Annotated in this window: 25 protein-coding genes and 1 pseudogene; 18 read left to right on the top strand and 8 right to left on the bottom strand. The window is 70.7% G+C overall.

What is annotated here, in order from left to right; translation table 11 throughout:
• Positions 1–18 precede the first annotated feature (18 nt).
• From AB0D59_RS33990 to AB0D59_RS33925, 14 genes and pseudogenes are all read left to right on the top strand, one after another.
• Positions 19–789: a hypothetical protein gene (locus AB0D59_RS33990; RefSeq protein WP_362573873.1), complete on the top strand. Its 771-nt coding sequence runs from the start codon at positions 19–21 to the stop codon at positions 787–789.
• A 33-nt stretch (positions 790–822) separates the two neighbouring features.
• On the top strand, positions 823–1,320 hold the full coding sequence (locus tag AB0D59_RS33985) for a hypothetical protein (protein WP_362573871.1): 498 nt from the start codon (positions 823–825) through the stop codon (positions 1,318–1,320).
• Between the two features lie 19 nt (positions 1,321–1,339).
• The gene (locus tag AB0D59_RS33980) at positions 1,340–2,041 is read left to right on the top strand and encodes a hypothetical protein (RefSeq protein ID WP_362573868.1); all 702 of its coding nucleotides are present in this window, start codon (positions 1,340–1,342) and stop codon (positions 2,039–2,041) included.
• Positions 2,042–2,156: 115 nt separating this feature from the next.
• Complete coding sequence (locus AB0D59_RS33975; protein ID WP_362573865.1) at positions 2,157–3,950, top strand: TraM recognition domain-containing protein; 1,794 nt, start codon at positions 2,157–2,159, stop codon at positions 3,948–3,950.
• Between the two features lie 101 nt (positions 3,951–4,051).
• Complete coding sequence (locus AB0D59_RS33970; protein ID WP_362573862.1) at positions 4,052–4,288, top strand: hypothetical protein; 237 nt, start codon at positions 4,052–4,054, stop codon at positions 4,286–4,288.
• A complete protein-coding gene (locus AB0D59_RS33965; RefSeq protein WP_362573859.1) occupies positions 4,285–5,472 on the top strand; it encodes a DnaB-like helicase N-terminal domain-containing protein in 1,188 nt (395 codons plus the stop codon). The genes AB0D59_RS33970 and AB0D59_RS33965 overlap by 4 nt, the downstream gene beginning before the upstream one ends.
• Complete coding sequence (locus tag AB0D59_RS33960; RefSeq protein ID WP_362573856.1) at positions 5,469–6,071, top strand: hypothetical protein; 603 nt, start codon at positions 5,469–5,471, stop codon at positions 6,069–6,071. The genes AB0D59_RS33965 and AB0D59_RS33960 overlap by 4 nt, the downstream gene beginning before the upstream one ends.
• A pseudogene (locus tag AB0D59_RS33955) lies at positions 6,061–6,252 on the top strand (DNA cytosine methyltransferase); the annotation flags it as partial. The gene AB0D59_RS33960 and the pseudogene AB0D59_RS33955, both read left to right, overlap by 11 nt.
• A 91-nt stretch (positions 6,253–6,343) precedes the next feature.
• Complete coding sequence (locus AB0D59_RS33950) at positions 6,344–7,273, top strand: DNA cytosine methyltransferase (protein WP_362573936.1); 930 nt, start codon at positions 6,344–6,346, stop codon at positions 7,271–7,273.
• Positions 7,274–7,368: 95 nt separating this feature from the next.
• Positions 7,369–7,968 carry a DUF4913 domain-containing protein gene (locus AB0D59_RS33945; RefSeq protein WP_362573853.1) on the top strand — a complete coding sequence of 200 codons (600 nt, stop codon included), beginning with the start codon at positions 7,369–7,371 and terminating at the stop codon, positions 7,966–7,968.
• 1 nt (position 7,969) lies between these two features.
• Positions 7,970–8,776, top strand: coding sequence for a hypothetical protein (locus tag AB0D59_RS33940; RefSeq protein WP_362573850.1), 807 nt, complete (start codon positions 7,970–7,972; stop codon positions 8,774–8,776).
• On the top strand, positions 8,773–9,258 hold the full coding sequence (locus tag AB0D59_RS33935) for a hypothetical protein (RefSeq protein ID WP_362573847.1): 486 nt from the start codon (positions 8,773–8,775) through the stop codon (positions 9,256–9,258). Before AB0D59_RS33940 ends, AB0D59_RS33935 begins: the two co-directional genes overlap by 4 nt.
• A gap of 32 nt (positions 9,259–9,290) precedes the next feature.
• Positions 9,291–10,085 (top strand): winged helix-turn-helix transcriptional regulator, encoded by a 795-nt coding sequence (locus tag AB0D59_RS33930; RefSeq protein WP_362573844.1) that lies wholly within the window; start codon positions 9,291–9,293, stop codon positions 10,083–10,085.
• A gap of 98 nt (positions 10,086–10,183) precedes the next feature.
• On the top strand, positions 10,184–11,032 hold the full coding sequence (locus AB0D59_RS33925) for a DUF317 domain-containing protein (RefSeq protein ID WP_362573841.1): 849 nt from the start codon (positions 10,184–10,186) through the stop codon (positions 11,030–11,032).
• 72 nt (positions 11,033–11,104) lie between these two features.
• Here the strand turns inward: AB0D59_RS33925 and AB0D59_RS33920 are convergent, their stop codons facing one another.
• A complete protein-coding gene (locus AB0D59_RS33920) occupies positions 11,105–11,293 on the bottom strand; it encodes a hypothetical protein (protein ID WP_362573939.1) in 189 nt (62 codons plus the stop codon).
• A 521-nt stretch (positions 11,294–11,814) separates the two neighbouring features.
• Between AB0D59_RS33920 and AB0D59_RS33915 the strand changes: the two genes are divergently transcribed.
• Entirely contained in the window at positions 11,815–12,039 is a 225-nt protein-coding gene (locus tag AB0D59_RS33915) for a hypothetical protein (RefSeq protein ID WP_362573839.1), read from the top strand.
• A 128-nt stretch (positions 12,040–12,167) separates the two neighbouring features.
• On the top strand, positions 12,168–12,464 hold the full coding sequence (locus AB0D59_RS33910; protein WP_362573836.1) for an esterase: 297 nt from the start codon (positions 12,168–12,170) through the stop codon (positions 12,462–12,464).
• 135 nt (positions 12,465–12,599) lie between these two features.
• On the opposite strand, the gene AB0D59_RS33905 is transcribed toward AB0D59_RS33910, so the two are convergent.
• The gene (locus AB0D59_RS33905) at positions 12,600–13,124 is read right to left on the bottom strand and encodes a proline dehydrogenase (RefSeq protein WP_362573833.1); all 525 of its coding nucleotides are present in this window, start codon (positions 13,122–13,124) and stop codon (positions 12,600–12,602) included.
• Between the two features lie 557 nt (positions 13,125–13,681).
• Here AB0D59_RS33905 and AB0D59_RS33900 point away from each other — a divergent pair.
• Both AB0D59_RS33900 and AB0D59_RS33895 read left to right on the top strand, forming a co-directional pair.
• Positions 13,682–14,500 (top strand): hypothetical protein, encoded by an 819-nt coding sequence (locus AB0D59_RS33900; RefSeq protein ID WP_362573830.1) that lies wholly within the window; start codon positions 13,682–13,684, stop codon positions 14,498–14,500.
• Positions 14,501–14,588: 88 nt separating this feature from the next.
• Complete coding sequence (locus tag AB0D59_RS33895; protein ID WP_362573828.1) at positions 14,589–14,744, top strand: hypothetical protein; 156 nt, start codon at positions 14,589–14,591, stop codon at positions 14,742–14,744.
• Positions 14,745–15,117: 373 nt separating this feature from the next.
• On the opposite strand, the gene AB0D59_RS33890 is transcribed toward AB0D59_RS33895, so the two are convergent.
• From AB0D59_RS33890 to AB0D59_RS33865, 6 genes are all read right to left on the bottom strand, one after another.
• Positions 15,118–15,525: a hypothetical protein gene (locus AB0D59_RS33890; protein ID WP_362573825.1), complete on the bottom strand. Its 408-nt coding sequence runs from the start codon at positions 15,523–15,525 to the stop codon at positions 15,118–15,120.
• Between the two features lie 67 nt (positions 15,526–15,592).
• Complete coding sequence (locus AB0D59_RS33885; RefSeq protein ID WP_362573823.1) at positions 15,593–17,338, bottom strand: relaxase/mobilization nuclease domain-containing protein; 1,746 nt, start codon at positions 17,336–17,338, stop codon at positions 15,593–15,595.
• 2 nt (positions 17,339–17,340) lie between these two features.
• On the bottom strand, positions 17,341–17,691 hold the full coding sequence (gene mobC / locus AB0D59_RS33880) for a plasmid mobilization relaxosome protein MobC (protein WP_362573820.1): 351 nt from the start codon (positions 17,689–17,691) through the stop codon (positions 17,341–17,343).
• Positions 17,692–17,963: 272 nt separating this feature from the next.
• Positions 17,964–18,185, bottom strand: coding sequence for a hypothetical protein (locus AB0D59_RS33875; RefSeq protein ID WP_362573817.1), 222 nt, complete (start codon positions 18,183–18,185; stop codon positions 17,964–17,966).
• Positions 18,186–18,277: 92 nt separating this feature from the next.
• Complete coding sequence (locus AB0D59_RS33870) at positions 18,278–19,273, bottom strand: DUF2637 domain-containing protein (RefSeq protein ID WP_362573933.1); 996 nt, start codon at positions 19,271–19,273, stop codon at positions 18,278–18,280.
• Between the two features lie 26 nt (positions 19,274–19,299).
• Positions 19,300–19,896 carry a WhiB family transcriptional regulator gene (locus AB0D59_RS33865; protein ID WP_362573815.1) on the bottom strand — a complete coding sequence of 199 codons (597 nt, stop codon included), beginning with the start codon at positions 19,894–19,896 and terminating at the stop codon, positions 19,300–19,302.
• Positions 19,897–19,907 lie beyond the last annotated feature (11 nt).

Raw genomic sequence — 19,907 nt, 5'->3', positions numbered from 1 at the left:
CCGAAGGGAATCTTCCGCATGAAACTACAGCTCGAACCCGACGTCGCCTTCGGTGTCCACCCGGAGTTCGGTGTGGTCGCCGCCGTATCGGACTTTCACCCCTTCCTCGACGAGGTGCTGCGCAAGCACCACTTCCGCCACAGCAGCGCCCTCGATCTCTACGTGCTGTCCGACGACACCCCGCACAACGCGGCGGTGCGGGCCGTGGCGCGTGCCAGCCGCGAGTTCCAGGACGTCGGCCTCTCGGTCGCCGCCGATCCTCGCATCATGCTGCCGCCGGCGATCCCGGCGCCGGACGGGGTGGCCGAACGCCAGACGCTGCCCGGGCAGTCGCTGACCGCCCTGACCGGGGAACTGCACGAGCTGCGCCGCTCGGCCGATGTCGCCGACGTCCTAGAGCAGATCCTGGACGAACATCACGGCGTCGTCGGCGACTTGGAGGAGTTCATCGACACGGCCGCCGCCTGGTGCGATCGGCTGGACACCTCCACCGGCCGCGAGCTGGGCCAGCACCTGCGCACCATCGCCCACCACGTCGCGTTCCTCGGCGATCAGCTCGTCACCGCCCAGCTCGACCTGGCGGTCATGCCGGACCTGACTCCGGAAGGCGCCCCGCCCCTGGCCGACCTACCGCTGCTGCCCCGGTACAAGCTCCCGTCGGTCACGCACACCGCCCGCGCCCGCGCCGCTCGCGCATCCTCCCCAAGCCGTCCGACCTCCCTGCCCAACTCCCCCGACGATGCAGCCCGTTCACCGGCTCCCCCGTCCAGTCTCCGCCGTACGCGCTGACCTTCCTCTCGATTCCGCGAAGGAGTCCGGCTCATGGCCGTCAAGAAGATCTGGACCATCAACCACGCCTGCGGGGACACCGCTCAGGCCGATCTGTCCGGCCGTCCGGCCGACCGTCGTGCCGGCTACGCCCGCTGGCTCGCCGAGCGCGACTGCACCGACTGCTGGCGCGCCACCCAGGGCGAGGACACCGGGCCCACGGCCGAGTGGCTAGCGAAGAAGCGTGCCGCCGAGCAGGCCGAGGCCGAGGAATGGTCGACGCGGTACCGGATGCCCCCGCTGGACGGCACCGACCGCGCCATCGCCTGGGGAACCCGCTGCCGCCACCAGCTCATGGCCACCGCGTACACCGCCTTGGTCCTCGAAGGCACCACCAGCGAAGCGGAGTGGGTGGCCATCGAGGACGCCGCGCGGCCCCTGACGCGTGCCGGGTGGTGGCTGGACCAGCGCGACGCCGATCCCGGCGACCTGCCCGAGCTGCTGGCCGCCGCCACCGAGGGCGACCGGCCTACAGAGAACCCTCACTTCTGACCCGCCCGCGGAGGCACCCATGTCCACCACGCCCGATGTCGTCATCACCCGTGAGCCGACCGGCAACGTCACCGCCGAGGGCGGGGACGAACTGGCCTTCACGCTCCTCAAGCGCGCCGGCTTCGTCATCGAGACCGCCCCGCTCTCCTTCTGGTACCGCCTGCCCTGGGACATGGGTGAGAAGCACGAGAACCAGATGGCCAGCCACGCCGCCCGGATGCTCACCGTGGTCGGCTACCGGGTCGAACTCGATCCCGGCCTGGACGTCACACGGATCACTACGCCCACCGATCCCCTGGGCACACGCGTTTACGGGCAGCAGATCCTCTCCCTGACGGACCGGCTCAACGGAGCCGCGACATACGAGGGGGTGGCCGACCTCGTCGAGCACGTCGTGGCCCCGGACGACGGTGTCCTCGTCCGCCTCGGTGAGTTCTTCGAGGCCGCGGCCGTACAGGCCAACGTCACCGACACCGATGCCGGTTGGGACCTGTCCCACCTCTGCGAGGACGCCGCCGCCACGCTCACCTCCCTCGCAGAGGACATGCGCGGCGCCGGCCACCAGATGCGGGCGCTCGGATCGCCCCGGAAGCAGGGCTGGCAGGAAGGCGTCGCCAACTATTACGCGACCGCCCCACGCCCGCACACCGGAGCCGCGCCCGGCGCCGAAGAGCCCGCTGCAACTCCTCCCACCACGCCCCGGCCTGGCCGGTCGCGCTGACCGACACCCGGCCGTTCCTGCTCACAACCGCAGCCACCAGGAGCTCGCTCGTGATCACGAGAGCAACTTGTCGCCCCGCAGCCACCCGTAGGTCCGCATCCCTCTGGATCCCGTCTTGCCATCTCCGCGTACCAGCACGCCCTCGACCACCACCGGCACCGACTTCCTCCTCTATCTCCTGATCGGCGTCGCCGGTCTCGGCATGGTGGGAGGCTCGCTGGCCTGGCTGTTCGGCAACCTCGCCAACGCCTTGGCCGGCTCCGATCCGTGGGCCGCCTTCCAGCCGACCGACGCGCTCCTGCATCCCGAACTCCTCTGGCCGCATCTCGCCCGGCCCGAGGTTCTCACCGGCTGCTACCTGCTGCCCGCCGCCACGCTCACCACGGCAGCCGTCCTCTGCGCCCGGCTGTGGCTGCGCGTCCGCCGGAACCCCGACGGGCTGGCCGATCAACGGGACCTGGCCGACCTGCTGCCCAAGAAGATCGCCGCCAAAGCCATCGACCTGCGGCCCAGTCTGAAGGGCACCAAGGCCAAAGCCGTCGTCCCGGACGACCGCGGCGTCCTCCTTGGCACGCTGAAGCCAGGTGGCACCGAGGTCCGCTCCTCCTGGGAGGACGTTCTCCTCGCGATCATGGCGCCCCGCTCCGGGAAGACCTCCGGACTCGCGATCCCCGCGATCCTGCGCGCCCCCGGCCCGGTCCTGCTGACCTCCAACAAGGCGGCACGCGACGCCTTCACGGCGACGCTCGACGAGCGCGCCCGGGTGGGCACCGTGTGGACGCTGGACCCGCAGCAGATCGCCCATGCCCCGCGGACCATGTGGTGGGACATCCTCGCCGACGCCCACGATCTCGCCGGGGCCCGGCGGCTGGCCGGGCACTTCGTGACCGCCTCCGTGGACGAGTCGAGCGCGGGCGACTTCTGGTCCACGGCCGCCGCCAACACCCTCACCGCGCTGTTCCTCGCGGCGGCCCGCGACCACCGGCCGATCACCGACGTGCTGGCCTGGCTCGCCTCCCCCGCCGACCGCAGTCCCATCGACCTCCTGCAGGACGCTGGCCTCGACGGCGTCGCCGCCCAGCTCCAGGGCACCGTGTCCGGAGCCGTCGAGACCCGCGACGGCATCTTCGAGACAGCCCGGCAGTACGCCAGCTGCCTCCTCGACCCGGGCATCGCCGCTTGGGTCACCCCTCCCGACGGTCTGGAGAAGATACTGGAGTTCAAGCCGGAGGCGTTCGCGACCAGCAAGGACACTCTGTTCCTGCTGTCGAAGGACGGCGGCGGCTCCGCCTCGGCGATCATCGCCGCGGCCGCCGACGCGGTGATGCGCGCGGCCGTCATCCAGGCCGAGCGCGACGGCGGGCGCCTCGACGCCCCACTGCTCGCGATCCTCGACGAGGCCGCCAACGTCTGCAAGATCTCCGACCTCCCGGACCTCTACTCCCACCTCGGCTCGCGCGGCGTCATCCCGATCACGATCCTGCAGTCCTACCGTCAGGGCGTACGGGTCTGGGGCGAGGCCGGCATGGACGCCCTCTGGTCCGCCGCGACGATCAAACTGGTCGGCTCCGGCATCGACGACGCCGACTTCGCGGACAAGCTCTCCCGCCTCGTCGGCGACCACGACGTACGCACCGTCTCCGTGTCCACAAGCGAGTCGGGCAGGTCCACGTCGGTGTCGATGCGTCAGGAGCGCGTGCTGCCGGCCGACGCGATCCGGGCCCTGCCCAAGGGTTCCGCGCTGCTGCTGGCCACCGGCGTGCGCCCCGCCCTCCTCGACCTAAAGCCCTGGTACCGCGAGCCCGACGCCGAGCGGCTCGGCATCGCCTCCGCCCAGGCAACCGCGGCCATCACCGAGCGTGCGCTGGCCAAGCAGCTGCACCGCGACGACTTCGGCCCAGTGGCATGACCGCCCCGGAACAGCGCGTCGCGCACACGAGACGCACGGGAGTACAGCCCGCCGCATCCCCGAGTCGCTGCTCGGCCTCCCCTTCTTCTTGAGGTGCTCCCATGTCCCACCCCGTTCCAACCTGGGCATCCGTCCGCCCTTCCGAGCGGCTCGCCGGCACTCCCGCTGTCCGCCGCGGCAGCGCATGGTGGCTGGTCACCCCGACCGGCACCATTTCCGCCGCGGACCCCGTCTTCACCAGCGAACTTGACCGCTTCGCCGCCGACATGGCCGCCGCCGACCGTGCCGTCGCAGAGCTGCGTACCGAGCGCACGTCCGCGCTGACGGAGCGACGGTGACGCCGCTCATCCAGTGCGAGCAGGTGGTCCTGGGCTCGGTCTTCCTCGACCCCTCCCAACTCGACCATCTCTCGCCCTGGCTGCGGCCCGAACACTTCCACCGTCCTGCGCACGCCGCTCTCTACGCCGCGATGCTCAGGCTCCACGCCGACGGCCACCCGGCCACGACGGGCGAGAGCGGAGGCCCGATCCCGCTGTCCTGGGTGACGGACACCGTCCAGGAGGCCGGCACCCGGACCCGTGGGCTCACCGCGTCGTACGCCCACTCCTTGATCTCCGCATGCCCGCGCCCCACCCATGCGCCCGTCTACGGGCGGATGGTCCTGGAGGGCGCCATCCACCGCAGCGTCACCCAGCACGCCATCCGCCTGCATCAGGCCGCGCGTGCCGACGCCGTCCGCGGTGGGGTCGAGGAGACGGTCCGCCATGCCCGGGTCCTGGCCGACCTGCTCGCCGATCTCGCCCACCGGTGGGGCACCGAGCCACGACCTGTGCCGTCCCCGGAGCCGGTCACGTCGCCAGTACAGCAGCCGCAAGTTGTCGACGAACGGGTCCTCGCCGACGAGGAGTTCCTCCTCGGGTGCATCAGCGCCCGGCCAGAGCAACTGCTCGAAGTCGTCGGTTGGCTGCATCCCGGCGACTTCGTGGACAGCGGCCATCAGCAGATCTACCGCGCCCTGGGCGCACTGCATCACCGAGGCGAACCCATCGATCAGCTGACCGTGCTGTGGGAAACCCAGCGCCGGGGCGCACTGTCCGACGGAACACTGGACGCAGAACGCGTCCTGCGGATCTGCGATCCGCTGTCCTTCTCCGGTGTGGCCGAGCACTTCGGCGAGCAGGTGGTCCAGGCCTCGCTCGTCCGCACGGCCGCCGCCGTCGCTCGGCAGGTGCGCGCACTCGCCGACGACGAGTCCCTGGCCCCGGGACGGCTGATCAGCTACGCCCTGCACGCCCTCGGACCGCTGGACGACGTGCGCCGCCGCCTACGCCTCGCGAACGAACCAGAATCCGAGCCCACCCAGCGGCGGCCGGCCAGCCGCCCCGGTGCGTCGCCGCCCGCCGCCCGCATCGACGCGGCCCGAGCCCGCAGCCGCCTCGCGGCCACCCCCGCGCCCTCGGTACCGGTCGAGGCCGCCTGCGCCGCGCTTCCCGAACGACACAGCCATCGGAGTCCGTCATGACCGACCACACCTGCCGCGCGGGCCTGGAGAAGGACGAACTATACGCCTTGGCAAGGGAGTTCGAGATGCTCCGTTCCGACATAGTGCGGTCGTACACGCAGACCTCCCTGCCCGACCTTGCCGCCGCGTCCCGTCATCTCCGCGCCCTGACAGGGCTGGTGAAGGACCTGTCGGACGAGGTCCTCGTCCGCGCCACGGACAGCGACCCGGGACTCGACTTCGGGCCGGTCATCGCCGCCTACACCGACGCGTCCGCCCCTGTGGGACGTGCCATGAACAACTACAACGAGGCCTTCGAACAGCTCGGGTTCCTGCGAAGGTACGCGGAAGCCCCGGCCTCGGCGTATCGACGCGAGGCCCGCCAGGACGCCTTCGACGTAGCGCAGGACCGGCTGGACCTCACCGTGGACGCGCTGCAGGAAACGGTCGTCACGCTGCGACGCGCGGCCGACCGGATCGACGGCACCCCGCCCCGTGTCCTTGCCACCCTGAGCCGCTCGGCATGGCCGACGAACTCGATCTACCGCCTGCCCGTGAAGCCTCCCGCCCCAGGTCCGGTCCGGCTCGCCTACAGTCCGGCGCCCCGCCATGGCCGCTGACCTGACCTCGGTCCAGATGTCGCCGTTGATCGGGAGCCTGTGCTCCGGGTACGGCGGTCTGGATCTCGGCGTCCAGGCGGTCCTCGGCGGAACGATCGCCTGGCATGCGGAGATCGATCCGGGACCGGCCCGGATCCTGTCCCGGCACTGGCCGGCCGTGCCGAACGTCGGCGACATCACGTCCGCGAACTGGGCCGGGGTCCCGGAGGTGTGCGTCCTGACGGCCGGGTTCCCCTGTCAAAGACGTCTCGGTCGCCGGCCGTCGCGCCGGACTGGCCGACGGCACCCGGTCCGGCCTGTGGCTGCACGTCGTCCGTGCCATCGAAGCCCTCAACCCCTGCCTGGTGGTGATCGAGAATGTCCGGGGGCTCCTCACCTCGCCCGCCGGTTCCCCTGGCGACGTGGAACCCTGCCCGTGGTGTCTGGGAGACACCGCAGGCCAGCCTGCTGTGCGCGCACTCGGCGCCGTACTCGGCTCCCTGGCCGACCTCGGGTTCGATGCGCGCTGGTGTGTGCTTCGCGCCTCTGATGTCGGAGCCCCGCACCGCCGAGAGCGGATCTTCCTCGCCGCTTGGCCGTCCGGACGGGTCACCGCTGCTCAAGACGCCGACCAGCAACCTGGGGGTCAACGGGGGCAGCCAGCACCCGGCGAAACGCAAGCAGGGCGGCCACGGCCCGAACCTGGCGGACGAGGTCGAGTGGCTCCTGCCCACCCCGAAGGCCTCGGACGGCACCAAGGACTCGCCCAACCAGCGCCACGGCAATGGGGACCTGACCCTGCCCTCGGCGGCAGCGCGCCTGGGGCCCACCCCGGCTGCTCCACCCACACGCATGGCCGGTCGGCGGAAGGGTGCCACGGACGGGACCCCGCTCACGCGGTCGCTGCCGGCGCCGTTGTTCGGGGATCCGTCGGACACGGAGGACGGGCCGAGATCTGGGGGCCGTACTCCGCCGCGATCACCCGCTGGGAGCACGCCACGCGTCCCGCGCCCCGGCCGACCGACGACGCGGGCCGCCTCAGCCCGCGGTTCGTGGAGTGGATGCAAGGCCTTCCTCCCGGCTGGGTGACCGGCACACCCGGGCTGGGCCGTCCCGCACAACTAACCGCTCTGGGCAATGGAGTCGTGCCCCAGCAGGCGGCCCGCGCCCTGCGGATCCTGGCCCCGCCCCGGACCGTGTGCCGCCATCGTGCGCCGCACTGACCTGCGCCATCTACACCCGTTTCCCGGCCGGGCCAAACCCCCGTTTCTCCGGAACCTCGACACCCCACCCACCAGAACTCGCACCAGGGGTAGCCATGTCCGAACCCGCCCACGAGAACGAGCCGGTGCGCGTACCGGACCACGACATCGACGACCTCGTCGCCACGGTCACCCGGCTCACCGCCGAGAGCCGCAAACAGAGCGAGACGCTCGCCCGGCTCACCGACGACCAGCCGTCCGAGGACGTCGGCGAAGCGGCCGATCCCGTGCACCCCGAAAGCCCGGCATCGGCCTCCGCCCCGGCCGAAGGCAACGCCGACGGCGGCCCGGCCTCCGTCTTCATCCTGGCGCTCGGCGCCAAGGCCTACGCCGAGGAACTGGCCGCGCTGACCAACTGGGTGCACAACCTGCTCCTGCCGGTCTACGGGCGGGAGATCACCACCGGCCGCCCGTGGTGCCGACAGTGGCAGGAGCACCCCGAGGCCGTGGCCCGGCTCCACGCCCTCTGGCTGGCCTGGCAGCAACTCACCGACGTCCAGGCCGGCCTCACCGGCCCTTCCACCTGGCACCGCGATCACCTCGATCCGGCTCTGCTCCAACTCCGCACCCCGGAAGGCCCGTTCGGAGCCTGCACAACCAGCGCGGCCCGCCCCCACCACCGGCTGCTGGCCTCCCCCGAGCCCGCCGGAGTCTGAGATGGCCGACGCGTACGAGCCCTCTGCGCCGAACTACCGGCTCGACGGCTTCCAAGCCGCCACCGAGCGGATCGAGGACGACTTCTTCTCCGTCACGCTCTCGGACGACATGTTCGTCCCCTTCTCCGAGCACCACAGCGCCGACGGCCGCGACAGCTACCTGCTGCTGTACGACCGGTCCGCGATCTGGGACATCCCAGGGGCGGCGGAGTACGTCACGCTGCACATCATCCGGGACGTCGAGCAGCGCACGTTCGACTTCGCGTCGGAGCGCCACCCGGTCGTTCCGCTGGCGCAGAACTGGCTGATCCGCCGGGGCTGCCCACAGGAAGCCGCCGAGGTGTCCCACGGCCACGGGCCCCGTCCCGCCGACGCCCTCACGGCACGCCTTGAGGACCTGCTCCGCACCAACCCCGGCAACCGGTACGAGGTCCTCGACCACTACACCGACAACCCGTGCTCCTTCGACGTCGGCGTCGAGGTACGCACCCTCGTCCACGACAGGCACCCCGAGTCCTCAGCTGCGCCGTACCGCCTCTTCCTCGAAGAGACGACCAAAGACATGCGCACCTACACCGTCCGGGAGGGCGTCTTCGCCAGCGCCGAGGAGGCGGACACGTGGGTGGTGGAGCGGAACTCGCCGCTCCCTCTCGCGCCCGCCCCACCGCACGCCGTAGGCCGCCGGGCGGCAGCCGCCCGCGCTCGCTCCACGATCAACGGTGACGGCCTCGCCGTAGCTCCCGCGCCCGTCTCCCCACCGCCATCAACGGAACCTGCTCCGACACACTCCCGACGGAGCGCGCGATGAGCCGGGCACGGTACGCCTTCGCCGCCCATCCCGAGGCACTGGCCGACCTGCGCGCCGTACCGGAGAACATCCGCGACCTGGCCCTGCTCGAACTGCAGCACCTGGTCCACGGCAACGAACGCGGCGCCGCCCTCCAGCGCGAACTGACGGGCTGCCACAAGGTCTACGTCGACCCGGAGACCCGCTGGCGGCTGGTCATCCAGTACCGGGACGCTCCCGCCTCCTCCCAGCACAAACGGGAGATCTACCTCCTCGCGGTCGGCGAACGCCAAGACCAGGCCGCCTACCGCACCGCGGCACTCCGGCTGGAGCGCGAACGGACGGCCACCGCCACGTCCCCGCACGGCCGGCGAGCCCAAGCCGCCAGGGCCCGCTCCCCCCAGTACCGCGCCGGACGACCGGCCACCACAACCCAGCAGCCTGCGGCAACGACCGCCGTCACGAACCGCACCGCGTCGTCACGCGCCGCGCGGTCCCGCTGACGGCGCTCAACCACCCTTCGGAGAACCCCACCGTGCCCGTCCTCTCCACCGCACCCACCCGTCACACCGAACTCGTCGACCAGGCCGTCGCCCTCCTCTCGCCCCGCTGGACCACCTGGACCCTGCAGACCATCCAGCAGCACGGCCCCATGCGACTCGCCGACATCAACTCCGCACTTCCCTGGGTAGGCGTCCACGCCATGGCCCAGATCGTGCGCCGCATGCAGACGAGCGGCCTCCTGGACCGGCCTCAGGTCGGGGTGTACGACCTCACACCGCTCGCCCGCGACACCCGACACGTCCACCGTGCGCTCTCGGCCTGGCACCGGAACCACCTCGCTGACGGCACGGCGTCACTCGCGGAGCCGGAACGCGTAGAAGACTCCCTCGGCCGGCTCCGCGGGAAGGGCACGATCCCCCTCCTCCACGCCCTCGCGCAGCACGGCCCCCTTCCCAACGGTGCGCTGCGAACCGAAGCCGCACTCACCACCGGCTCCTTCCACTACCGCATCACGCAGCTCCAGACCGACCAGCTCATCACCCGCAGGGGCCCCTTCTCCGGTCGAGGCTCCGAGTACACCCTGACGTCCGCGGCCCGGGGGCTCACACCGGTGTACGCAGAACTCGCGGAGTTCGCCCGCAAGGCACACCCAACGACAACTCGCCCCACCCAACTCAGCCCGCCAGCACAGCTGGCCGTACAGGCGAGCGCGGCTACGCGCCGCAGTCCCGCGGCATCTCCCGAGTTGTTCTCGCACGTCCCCGACTCGCAGCCACACGTGCCTGCGTACGTCACCGCGCTCTCCCACCCATCCCGGACCAGGTGACTCCAGTGCCCACGGCCAGACCCCTCCGCGCGACCGCGCCCTCGCGCCCTCACACGGGCCGCTCAGCCGCCCGTGCCCCACCCCCCGAAGGCCCTCTCATGCCCAGCCCCGCTCCGCCTGCCCTCGCCCCGCACTCGAATGTCCTGGTCAGCCCCGGCTACCTAGCCGGTCCCGGCGACAGCCGCAGCATCTTCGACACCCTCGACCACGCCCCCGGTTGGGCCAAGACCATCGCCTTCGGCACCGACACCTACTACACGAGCCCATGCCAGCGCGTACGCGTCGCCAACGCCCTGGAGAGCTTCTACGGCGGGTGGACCATCACCTACGCCGAAGACCCGCTAGGCGTGCCCGACTGGATCACCACGTTCGACCGGAACACGCCCAACGAGATCGTGGCCGCCTTCACCGAGATCCTCGTCGACGGACTGCACAACAACTTCGCCGACTACCTCAGCGGAGGCCCGCACTACACGGGTATCAGCCCCGCGTCCCTCACCGCGCGACACCGGTGGGAGGCTGTACGTGGCACCCGGCCGTTCCGTACGGTCTCCCCCGACGGCCACGCCGCCTATCAGATGGCCGACGGCTGGCTGCACGAGTACGACGAGCTGCTCACGCCCGAGAAGTCGACGTGGCGCATGTCCGCCGGCCCCGACCCCGTGTACACGCCGAGCTGGCGGGCCTTCTTCAGCCGGTACACCCCGCAGCACCTCATCACCGCCTCCGCCGCCGCGTTCACTGACCCCACCCCTGTGCCGCGCGCCCTGGACCAGATTCCCGACCGTCACCACTCACTGGTCTCGGTCACCCGCACCGAAACGACCAGGCCCGACCCGCTCTCCACGGCGGCGCTGGCCCGCAGCACCCAAGCGATGCGCTCATCTCCGCCTCCAGCCGCGCCAACCGCGCTCACCACGCACGCAGGCTCCCGACGGCAGCGTTGACCCTCACCCATAGCCCCGGAATCCCACCGTGCCGATCACCGCACCTGACGGGGATCCGTACGTCTCCCCGCTCTACCTCGCTGGCTGCACCGTCACCGACGACCAGCACTGGAGATGGCGCTGTGGAGACGCCGGATCAAGAAGGGTTCCGGCCTCGTCGATCACAGCGACCGCCGCATCCTCACCAGTCAGGCCCTTGGCGTTCTCGCCCCAGAACAGCCGCTCGATCTCGCGCCGGGTCGAGGGCCGCCCCGGCGACATCAAGCCCGCTCCTCACTCTTCTCTCCACGCGGCCCTCGACCGGCCGCTCCCGCACCAGCTGAGCGGACCTCCGTTTCATTCCGCGTTGGACGCACAGCAGTCCTCGCACCCGCAGCAGTTCGCGCACGGCAGACGCACACTGCGGGCAACGACTGGAGACACCGGCCAAGACCATGTCAACGTACGGGAGCCCGGAAAAACAGCAGGTCAACGAAGGGTTCTCTGTTCGTGACGCTCACCACCACCGCCCCGTTCCGGCCTCCTGCAGAACCTCCTCTACCCGCCCTCGGCGAGCGTGAGTGGCTCCTCGAATGCCACTGCGCCCGACCCGTGACCGACCTTCTCAAGGACCAGGGATGGGACGTCGTCGCCGACCCGGACTGCAACGTCCACTGTTCTTTCGGACAGACACCCCGGCACAGGCCGTCGCGGGATTCCTCTCCGCTCTGATCGCCTTCCCACCCGCTACTGCACCTGGCTGTGACACCCGCTTCCGAACTCTCATCACCCAGGAGACTGTCTTGCGCTACAAGATCACTGTTGGCCAACTGGTCCATCAGCTCCAGAACTTCGACCCCGACCTGCCTGTGTGCCTCGCCACCAATCCCGACTGGCCCTATGCCCACCGCATCGGCCGCATTCTAGAGATAACTGGATCGAACGGAGCCGTCTATATCGCTGAAGACGGCCAGGAGTGCGTGCTGCCGCCCGCCGTCCGCAACCAGTTGGACTGGGCCAACGTATGACGTACCGCCCGCACGCACGACACGTCGCTTCACCGATCAGCTCCCGCGGCTTCTCGCAACGCCTGCTCCTCAGTGACCTGGTCCGTCACCCCATGCCGCAGTCCGCGCGTGGTGCTCTCCTCCGCTGCGTGCCTCCTCGTCCCACCCAGCCGATCCACACGATGTGGATAACCGACCTCAACGCCGACCGCCTCCAACCCGGCTCCATCCTTCTCAGCTGGGAGCCCCGCCTCGGAGACGGAATGGATGTGACCGCACACCTCCGTCTGGCCTCGGCCGAGGTCCTCCTCGCCAGCTGGCCGGACCTCCACGGCGACTGGACCGCCGTCGTGCACCCCACGATTCACGAGGTCATTGGGCTTCACACCGCGCTGTCCATCGCCACCGACGCGCTGCACCTCGCCAACCACCTGGCGACCCGCTGACGATCCGTTCACCGCGAACTTCCGAGGGCCGTCCCACGACTGGGCCGGCCCTCGTGGCACGGGGACATCGCAGCCTTGTATCGGACAGCCGGGATGTCTTCCTGATGCAAACCGCCGATGCGCCCACAAGCGGGACTAACGTGTCCCGCTGTCGCCCAGGACCTCGGATGCCGCTACGCGAAGGTGCTTCACGGCCTGGTAGAGCAAGTGCTCCCGCTCGGCGGCGAGCGCGGTGTCCGCGGCCTTGGCCGAGGTGTCTTCCGCGCGGGCATCACGCACCATCCGCCGCACGACTTCGGCGAGGCCGTCGGACGCGTGAACCACGCCGTACAGCGCCTCCACTACAGAGGTCGGGCCCTCCAGGATGACAAGTTCGGCGGCCCTGTGGACACCGCGGGCCTGGGCGACGAAGTGTTCCATTTTCTCGTCGACATCCCGCAGGTCCGGCCGGTCAACCCGCAGCGCGTCGCGTACCGCGTCCAAGGCGACATCACGGTCGTACAGCGCGCAAAGGTAGTTCGCGTAGGCGTCCCGGCGGTGCTGCCGACGCCACTGGCCGAACTGCGAGCGCGCCGCCGCACGTCCGGCGACCATCGCGGAGCCGAGGGTCGCGAGTGAGCCTACGGCGGCGCCGAGCAGCGCGGTGAGTCCAGCGTCCATCGCCCCATTCTGCCTACGCCCATACCAGCTAGAAGTTACGTGGAATCTGCCTGGGTGATCATGTAGCCCGGCTTCGTCCACGGACCTGGGGAATGGTCTGAGAAGCACATCGGCGTTGGTGGCCAGGTGGCCGGTACTCGCCCGGCATGAAGATGCGGCGACCTGGTTGGCAGGCGTGGGAGGACCTCGGTCGTGCGCCGCGGACCTTGGACGCGTACGCACGGACGGCCGCTTCCCTGCCTCAGGACGCGCACGGGCCCAGGTGTGCGTGTTCCCCAGGTTCGCTCTTTGCCACGAATCTACGCAGCCAACGGGTTCTCAGACGGCAACCTTGAGGTCCTGGAGATGAGCTCTGATTCGCTCTCACTGCTCGATGAGCTGCTATTCCAGCCCAACCCATCCTCAGGGGGGTGATAGGGGGTGTGGCTCTATCAGTTCCTCCGGCACCGGTGAAGACGGGGCACGGGACGTGCAGTCGGGGTTCGGCCGGACCGCACGGTAGGGGCATGCTCTTCGCGGGGGCGCCGAGGCGGCGCTTACGGAGGGGAGCGGAAGCCATGGCCGAGCGAGTGATGAGCCGGGAAGAGTCGATCGAGTATCTGTTGCGGCGCTCGCAGCGGCGCTACGAAGAGTTCCCGATCCGTCAGGAGTTCGTCCGGACCCGCTTCAGGACCGAGTACGGGGAACCGACCTTCGGGCCGGGGCCCCTGTCCAAGCTTCTGCGAGCCCCACTCGCCCTGGAACTGCTGCTGCTGGTCTATGCCGTCACGACCGGCGGCGACTTCGGCGTTACCGAGCGCTCGCAGCTGTGGGCGCGGGCAGCCGGCATCTACATGCGCCCCGACAAGGGGGCGAGCGTGGCCGTCTCCCGCCAGTGGCAGCACCTGGAGAAGCTGGGCCTGATCGACCGGGTACAGCACCGTCGCTACAAGCGCATCGTCAAGCGTCGGGAATGCGGCGGGCGGATCGGAGGGCTCGCGAGGCCCTACACCGTCCCCTCCGGTGCGGCGAACGATGTCTACTTCCGGGTTCCCTTCGCCTACTGGCGCGAGGGCCTGCACGAGAAGCTGGGGATGCCCGGCAAGGCCGTCCTGCTGGCCGCGATGAGCCGGCGGAAAGAGACCTTCACCCTCCCGCAGGACACCCGCGGCGCCATGACACTGGGCCTGAACCGCCACACGATGGCGCGCGGCATCGGCGAACTGCTGGACCTTCAGCTGCTGGTGAAGAGCGGGACCGACGAGGTGGAGAACGCGCTCACCCCGCGCGGCTTCCAGTGGGTGCACACCTACCAACTCGCCCCGCCGTTCAACGGGAACCTGAGCAACTCCGAGAGAGAGCGCCAGACGGCCGAGCAGCTCAGGCAACCGGGATGACCGCCGACCATCAGCGACCGCGGGGCCGAGGACCGCCGGGCACGGCCGCCGCCCGAACCAAGCGACGAACAGGAAAGGAGGGATGAGAATGGCACTCCACCGTGAAGAACGACCGCGGTCGAAGGCCCGGCACGGCCAGCTCGTGCGCTGGTCGAGGACCGCGCGCGGCGCCTTCGCGTGGCACGCGCTGGACACCGTGCTGCTGGCCGTGCCGGTCGTGCTCAGTTGGTGGGCCGGCCGTTGAGGACGGACCGGCCCCTGGCTACCTGATCCGGGGGTCCGCGCTCGCTTTCGCAGGGCAGGGCGTGGGCCTCCGGCCTCGACGGCCGCCGTCGGCGGGGCCTGCCTGGTACTCGCCGCCCGGCCAGGGTAACCCCAGGCAACTGGGGAGGGCGAGGGCCGCGATGCCGTCGCTGGGGTCACCGAGGAGGGGCTGGAGGCCGCCCTCGATCTGATCGAGGTCCGCAGCGAGTCTCTGACCGTCCCACGCCTGATTGACAAACCTGATTCCACAGAATTGACGTGTGTCCAGAGGCGAGACCAGGTCGTTCGCAAGGAACCTCGTGAGTCTGAGTGCATGCGTCAGCACGCGACGTCTGCGGCGCCCGGCCGCAGGGCTATTCGGGCCTGGGCTCGGTCAGATAGATGCCGACGAGCGTGCCGTCGTAGCCTGCGGCGTGGGCCGCGGCGTCCAGGCTCGGGTAGTCCTGGCCTCCGACGTCGATCATCGCCTCGTAGTCCGCGCGGGTCAGTTCGCGCTCGACCCACTGGTGTGCGCAACGGCAGCGGATGCTGATCTCGTCGCGGTCGCAGATCACCATCCAGTCGCGCCGGGCGCCGCACCGCGAGCACATCGCGGGGATCCCGGTGATGACGATTTCCTCGGGGTGGGTAGTGGCGCGGAGGCCGATGCTGCCGTCGCCGAGTTGCGTCTCCTGCTGGAGCCGCAGCAGAGGATCGTCGCCGAGGGCCGTCTCCGGCAGAACGGTTCTCTGAGGGTGGAGGCCTTCGTCGAGTATCTGCATTGTCTCCTTCTCCATATCAACCAGCCCTAACAGGCGCCGGCCGTCGGTGTCCAGCTCTTTGTGCTGCTCAGCGCTTTGGCCCCCGGTGGCGGGAGTCGACACGGCGGGTGTCGGCCGACCCATCGGGCGCTTGCGGCGGGGACGGGCGAGGGCGTGATCGGGTTGTCTGCGCGTTCGTACGGGCGCGTGGCGGGTCCATGGTGGCGGGGAGTTTACCGATGCGTCGTACTCGCCAGACGAGGACGTCGGTGACGCTGTCCGCGGTGTCCAGTTCACGCCATTCGATGGCCTGCTGGAGCAGGGCATCGGGGTCGTGTCCTGCGCGCTCGGCCTGGTCCAGGGTGGCCACGAGTGCGTCCCAGCCGGGTTCGCGGCGTAGGCAGTCGGCATGCTCGGGTAGGACTGTTTCGAGAGTGCCGGCGTACCCCTCTCGTACGGGTCCGGGGAGGCGCCGGCCCTGCTCGCGCATCGCGTTCATGGGAGCGGCGGCGGCCGAGCGGTAGGCGCCGCGCAGGTGTTGTGCGGCTCGTTGAGCGGCGGCTGCCTGCTGGGCGTGGCCGCGGGCGGAGTGCCAGCGCGCGGCGGCGAGGGTGACGAGGACCATCGTGGACAGGACCATCGCGGTGGCGCCACCGTCTTCGCCTTTGCCGAGGGCGTTACCGGCGCGGATGATGCCGCGGGCGGCGGAGCGGATGGCTCGGTTGTCGGCGCGCTCGGCGCGGATGTGAGAGCGGGTAGCGCGTTCGAAGGCGCGGGCGGCCTCGGAGAGTTCCCCGCGGGTCGAGGGCGGGGCGGTCTGGGCGAGAGCGTCGAGGAGTTCGCTGGCGCCGACGAGTTGTGCGGCGGAGTCTTCGTCATCGTCCCCGTCGAGGATCGATACGGCTCGTTCGGCGACCGTGACTGCCTGGCGCCGTGCAGGGGCCGGGCGAGGTACTCGGTCATCCCCATGGTCCGTGATGGGCTCGCCATCGAGGCGCCCGGCCTCCAGGCGCTGGCGGATCCTGGGGAGGGAGAGGTCCGGGGCGAGTTTCGAGCCGGAGAACCAGACGGGTTCGGCGTCGCGGTTGCGGTCGCCTGGCAGGGCGACCTTGTATCCGAGTGCGTCGCCGGACGGGGCGATGCGTTGTTCGACGCGAAGGCCGGCTTCTGCGAGGCGGTGGAAGAACTCCTCCTCGCTGGCGGCTCCGGCCAGGGCGTGGCGGACGCTCTCCCGCAGGGACTCGCGGGGGGTCTCGGTCCGGCCGGTTCGCTCGGCCTTGGAGCGTTCGGCGCTGGTGGGGCGCTGGGCGGCGGTGCGATCGCCGCCGTTGAGGATCTGCAGGCCGAACTCCTTCTCGATCTTGCGGCATTCGGCCTGGGCGCGGATGCCGTCCTCGTGGCGGCGGGGGCGGCGGCCGTCTTCGCGGACCAGGGTGGCGACAAGGTGGATGTGGTCGTCGGCATGGCGTACGGCGATCCAACGGCAGGCCTTGTCGTCGCCATGTTCGGCGATGCCGGTGGCGTGGACGATGCGGCGGGCGACCTCGGCCCATTCGGCGTCGGTGAGGTGGCGGTCGCCGGGTGCCGTGCGCACGGGGCAGTGCCAGACGTGCCGGGCCGGGCGCCGGTCCTTCGGAAGGGCGAGGACGGGGAGGTCGAGCCGGTCAGCGAGTTGCTTGAGAGTGGCGGCCGGATCGCGTCCGGGGTCGTGGGCAAGTTCGGGCATCCAGGATGCGACGAGGTGCGGGTCTGTGTGCTCTTCGCGGCGGCCGGGTCCGTAGAGGTAGTTGAGGAGTCCGTACGTGCGGCTGCCGGTGGAGATGTCGGGGACCACCGTCAGCGCCGTGCGATCTCGATCGCGGCGGCCTCGACCCGGTCCGCGGCCCGCAGGACGCGCGCGACCGCGTCGTCCGCGTACTCCACCTGACCGCCGGAGTTGAGGATGCGGGCCACCTGGTTCAGGTTGTTGCCGGCGCGGGCGAGCTGTGCGCTGGCGGCCATCAGTTCTTCGACCCGGCCGCGCTGGTCCAACAGCCAAGGCTGCGGGCCTCCTTGGTCCCGGGCGACCGAGACCGCGGCGTCGGCGAGGAACCCGGCGGTCTTCAGGCCGACGGCTTCCGCGGCGTGCTTCACCAACGCGAGTTCGTCGGAGGTCAGTCGGACGCTGCGGACTTGGTCACGGTGCACGCTCTGGCGCAGGCGAGGGCGCGTACGCGTAGTGGCGGGCGGGTTCGGGTCCTCTCCTGGCCGCGATCCGCCCTCGGTCACGGCTTCCGAGCACGGCGCCCCCTGGTGCCGGGCTTCCGCCGCCCCTCCCGGGGCGGGGGCATGCGCTTCCGAAACTCCTCCGCGGCCCGTGGCCGCGGAGGAGTTTCGGAAGCTACAGCTTGCTCGGCCTCGTGCCGGGCAGTCGTCTTGCCGCAGGTCAGAGGTTGTTTCGGGTGATTCGGAGCCTGCCATCAGTGCGTCTGGGCCTTCTTACGGCGCACGTCGCGGAGGATCTCGGCGACGAAGTCGATCGCGAGGACCGGGTGATGCAGGGTGCGGGGCGTGCTGGCGGGGGTTCGCTGCACGGTCCAGGTTCCGTCCGGGCCGGGTTCGGCACGGTGCAGGTGGCCGTACCGCCGGAGCACGGTGATCCAGGCGTCCGCTTCGGCCGGGGTGGTCGGCGTGGTGCGCAATGTGTGTCTCCGGTGTGTGGGGGAGAGTTGGTGGGGTGCGGGCGGGCGGCCAAGTTGTGGCCGCTGGCCGCCCGCCTGTCCGGGCCGGTCGGTCAGCCGGTCCTGGTGGCCGACTTTTGGCTGCTCTCGGCGCGGAGTTGTCGCATCAGGGCGGTCAGTCGGTCGTTGGACAGCGTCTTGCCCTGTCCGCGGATGGCGTCCGCGACGACCTCGCGGGTGACCTTGCCCGCGTCGGCGACCGCCTGGCGGGCGATCGGCAGGAGGGTGTCCGCGGACGCGGCGGTGTCCGGGCCGCCAGTGCCCGAGGCCTCTGAGGCGTTGTCCCGGCTGGTCTCCAGTTCGGTGGCCGTGGGGGCGGCGAGCCGGAGACGGGTGATCGGGGCAGGTCTGCTGACCGGCTGTCCGCCCAGGTCAGTGGTGTCTCCGCCGTGCGTGGACTCCGGCTCCGGGACGCTCTCCGGGTGGTGTCCGGACGCCTCCTCCCGGTCAGCCATTCGCGGCACGTCCGGGCCGGAAGTGACCGCCGGACGGCCGTTCTCCGGCCGGGAGAGCGCGGCCGAGTGCCCGGAGGTGACCGGGACCGGCCGGTGTCCGTCCGCCGCCTGCGGAGTCTCCGGCCGGTCAGTGGTGATCCGGTCAGTGCGGACGGCGACGGTGTCCGGGTGTCCGTGGTGACCGGCCTCGGTGACCCGGCGGGCGATGAGGATGTACAGGTGGACGGCTCCGGCCAGGGCGAGCGGGGCGAGGGTGGACAGGGCGCCGACGGTGACGTCCCCGAGTCGGAGTCCGCCGCCTTCGGGATGCTGCTGGTTGAGGCGTACGGCGTGGAGGGCGTTGGCCCAGATGCTGGCGGTGGTCGCCGTGCCGAACAGCGCCCACACGTACAGGCGGGCGGCGAAGGCGGCGGTGCGCAGGACCAGGAGGGCGCGTACTCCGTAGGCGATGAATCCGTCGATCACCAGAGGGAAGAGGAACGTGAGGGGTCCTCGGACGTGGATGGCGGTGGCCATCTGTTGCAGGGCGTCGTACGAGAGCGCGCATCCGGCGCCGCCGAGCGCGACGATCGCGGCTCGGTCCCAGCCGGTCATCCGCGCCGGTGTTGGGGCGTTGTGGCTCACGCGGCCGTCCCGAGGTCGCCACGTGCGGGGGTCTCGGCTGCGGGTGCCTTGAGCTCCGTGGTGGGGCTGGCCTTGGGCTTCTTCTTCCCCTCGTTCACCTTCTTCCTGTGGTCGACGGCGCGGTTGCGGATCTTCCGGCGGGTGCGTCGGTAGAGCTTCTCGGCGTGTTCCTCGGTGATTTTGAGCAGCCAGGCGAGGCGCTCGGCCGGCACCTTGGCGTGGTAGGCGGCTATGACGACGGCGTCGCGCTCGGCCTGGGTGAGGTGGATGTCGCGGCCGGCGAGTACGGCGTTGACTCGGGCGTAGTCGCAGCGACGGTGGAGCTTGCGGTGCAGGGGGTCGCGTTCCTCTTCGGTCATGCCGCCCCGGATGCCGTCGCGGTCTCCGTTTTCGAGGGCGGCGTCCAGGCAGGTGGCACGGACGGGGCACTGCGCGCACAGGGCCTTGGCGGCGCGGATGCGGTCCATCTCGTCGGGCTCGGGGAAGAAGATGTCCGGATCGACCTGGTGATGGGTCGTCGAGCGGCAGGCGGCGCTGTCGTGCCAGGTGAGGTCGCCGAGGGTGCGCGGCGTCTGGTTCTCGGTGCTGTGCATGTGGGTGTCTC

It is taken from the genome of Streptomyces sp. NPDC048417, assembly GCF_040651615.1.
Lineage (GTDB): Bacteria > Actinomycetota > Actinomycetes > Streptomycetales > Streptomycetaceae > Streptomyces.
The sequence above is the reverse complement of the archived record's forward strand: the minus strand, read 5'-3'. Positions and strand labels throughout refer to the sequence as shown.

Bases quoted from the DNA above. Each gene is read 5' to 3' on its own strand.
- AB0D59_RS33865 (WP_362573815.1), bottom strand. From the start codon at position 19,896: ATGCACAGCACCGAGAACCAGACGCCGCGCACCCTCGGCGACCTCACC.
- AB0D59_RS33935 (WP_362573847.1), top strand. From the start codon at position 8,773: ATGAGCCGGGCACGGTACGCCTTCGCCGCCCATCCCGAGGCACTGGCC.
- AB0D59_RS33920 (WP_362573939.1), bottom strand. From the start codon at position 11,293: ATGTCGCCGGGGCGGCCCTCGACCCGGCGCGAGATCGAGCGGCTGTTC.
- AB0D59_RS33900 (WP_362573830.1), top strand. From the start codon at position 13,682: ATGGCCGAGCGAGTGATGAGCCGGGAAGAGTCGATCGAGTATCTGTTG.
- AB0D59_RS33895 (WP_362573828.1), top strand. From the start codon at position 14,589: ATGGCACTCCACCGTGAAGAACGACCGCGGTCGAAGGCCCGGCACGGC.
- AB0D59_RS33925 (WP_362573841.1), top strand. From the start codon at position 10,184: ATGCCCAGCCCCGCTCCGCCTGCCCTCGCCCCGCACTCGAATGTCCTG.
- AB0D59_RS33940 (WP_362573850.1), top strand. From the start codon at position 7,970: ATGGCCGACGCGTACGAGCCCTCTGCGCCGAACTACCGGCTCGACGGC.
- AB0D59_RS33945 (WP_362573853.1), top strand. From the start codon at position 7,369: ATGTCCGAACCCGCCCACGAGAACGAGCCGGTGCGCGTACCGGACCAC.
- AB0D59_RS33985 (WP_362573871.1), top strand. From the start codon at position 823: ATGGCCGTCAAGAAGATCTGGACCATCAACCACGCCTGCGGGGACACC.
- AB0D59_RS33890 (WP_362573825.1), bottom strand. From the start codon at position 15,525: ATGCAGATACTCGACGAAGGCCTCCACCCTCAGAGAACCGTTCTGCCG.
- AB0D59_RS33960 (WP_362573856.1), top strand. From the start codon at position 5,469: ATGACCGACCACACCTGCCGCGCGGGCCTGGAGAAGGACGAACTATAC.
- AB0D59_RS33990 (WP_362573873.1), top strand. From the start codon at position 19: ATGAAACTACAGCTCGAACCCGACGTCGCCTTCGGTGTCCACCCGGAG.
- AB0D59_RS33905 (WP_362573833.1), bottom strand. From the start codon at position 13,124: ATGGACGCTGGACTCACCGCGCTGCTCGGCGCCGCCGTAGGCTCACTC.
- AB0D59_RS33870 (WP_362573933.1), bottom strand. From the start codon at position 19,273: ATGACCGGCTGGGACCGAGCCGCGATCGTCGCGCTCGGCGGCGCCGGA.
- AB0D59_RS33980 (WP_362573868.1), top strand. From the start codon at position 1,340: ATGTCCACCACGCCCGATGTCGTCATCACCCGTGAGCCGACCGGCAAC.
- AB0D59_RS33970 (WP_362573862.1), top strand. From the start codon at position 4,052: ATGTCCCACCCCGTTCCAACCTGGGCATCCGTCCGCCCTTCCGAGCGG.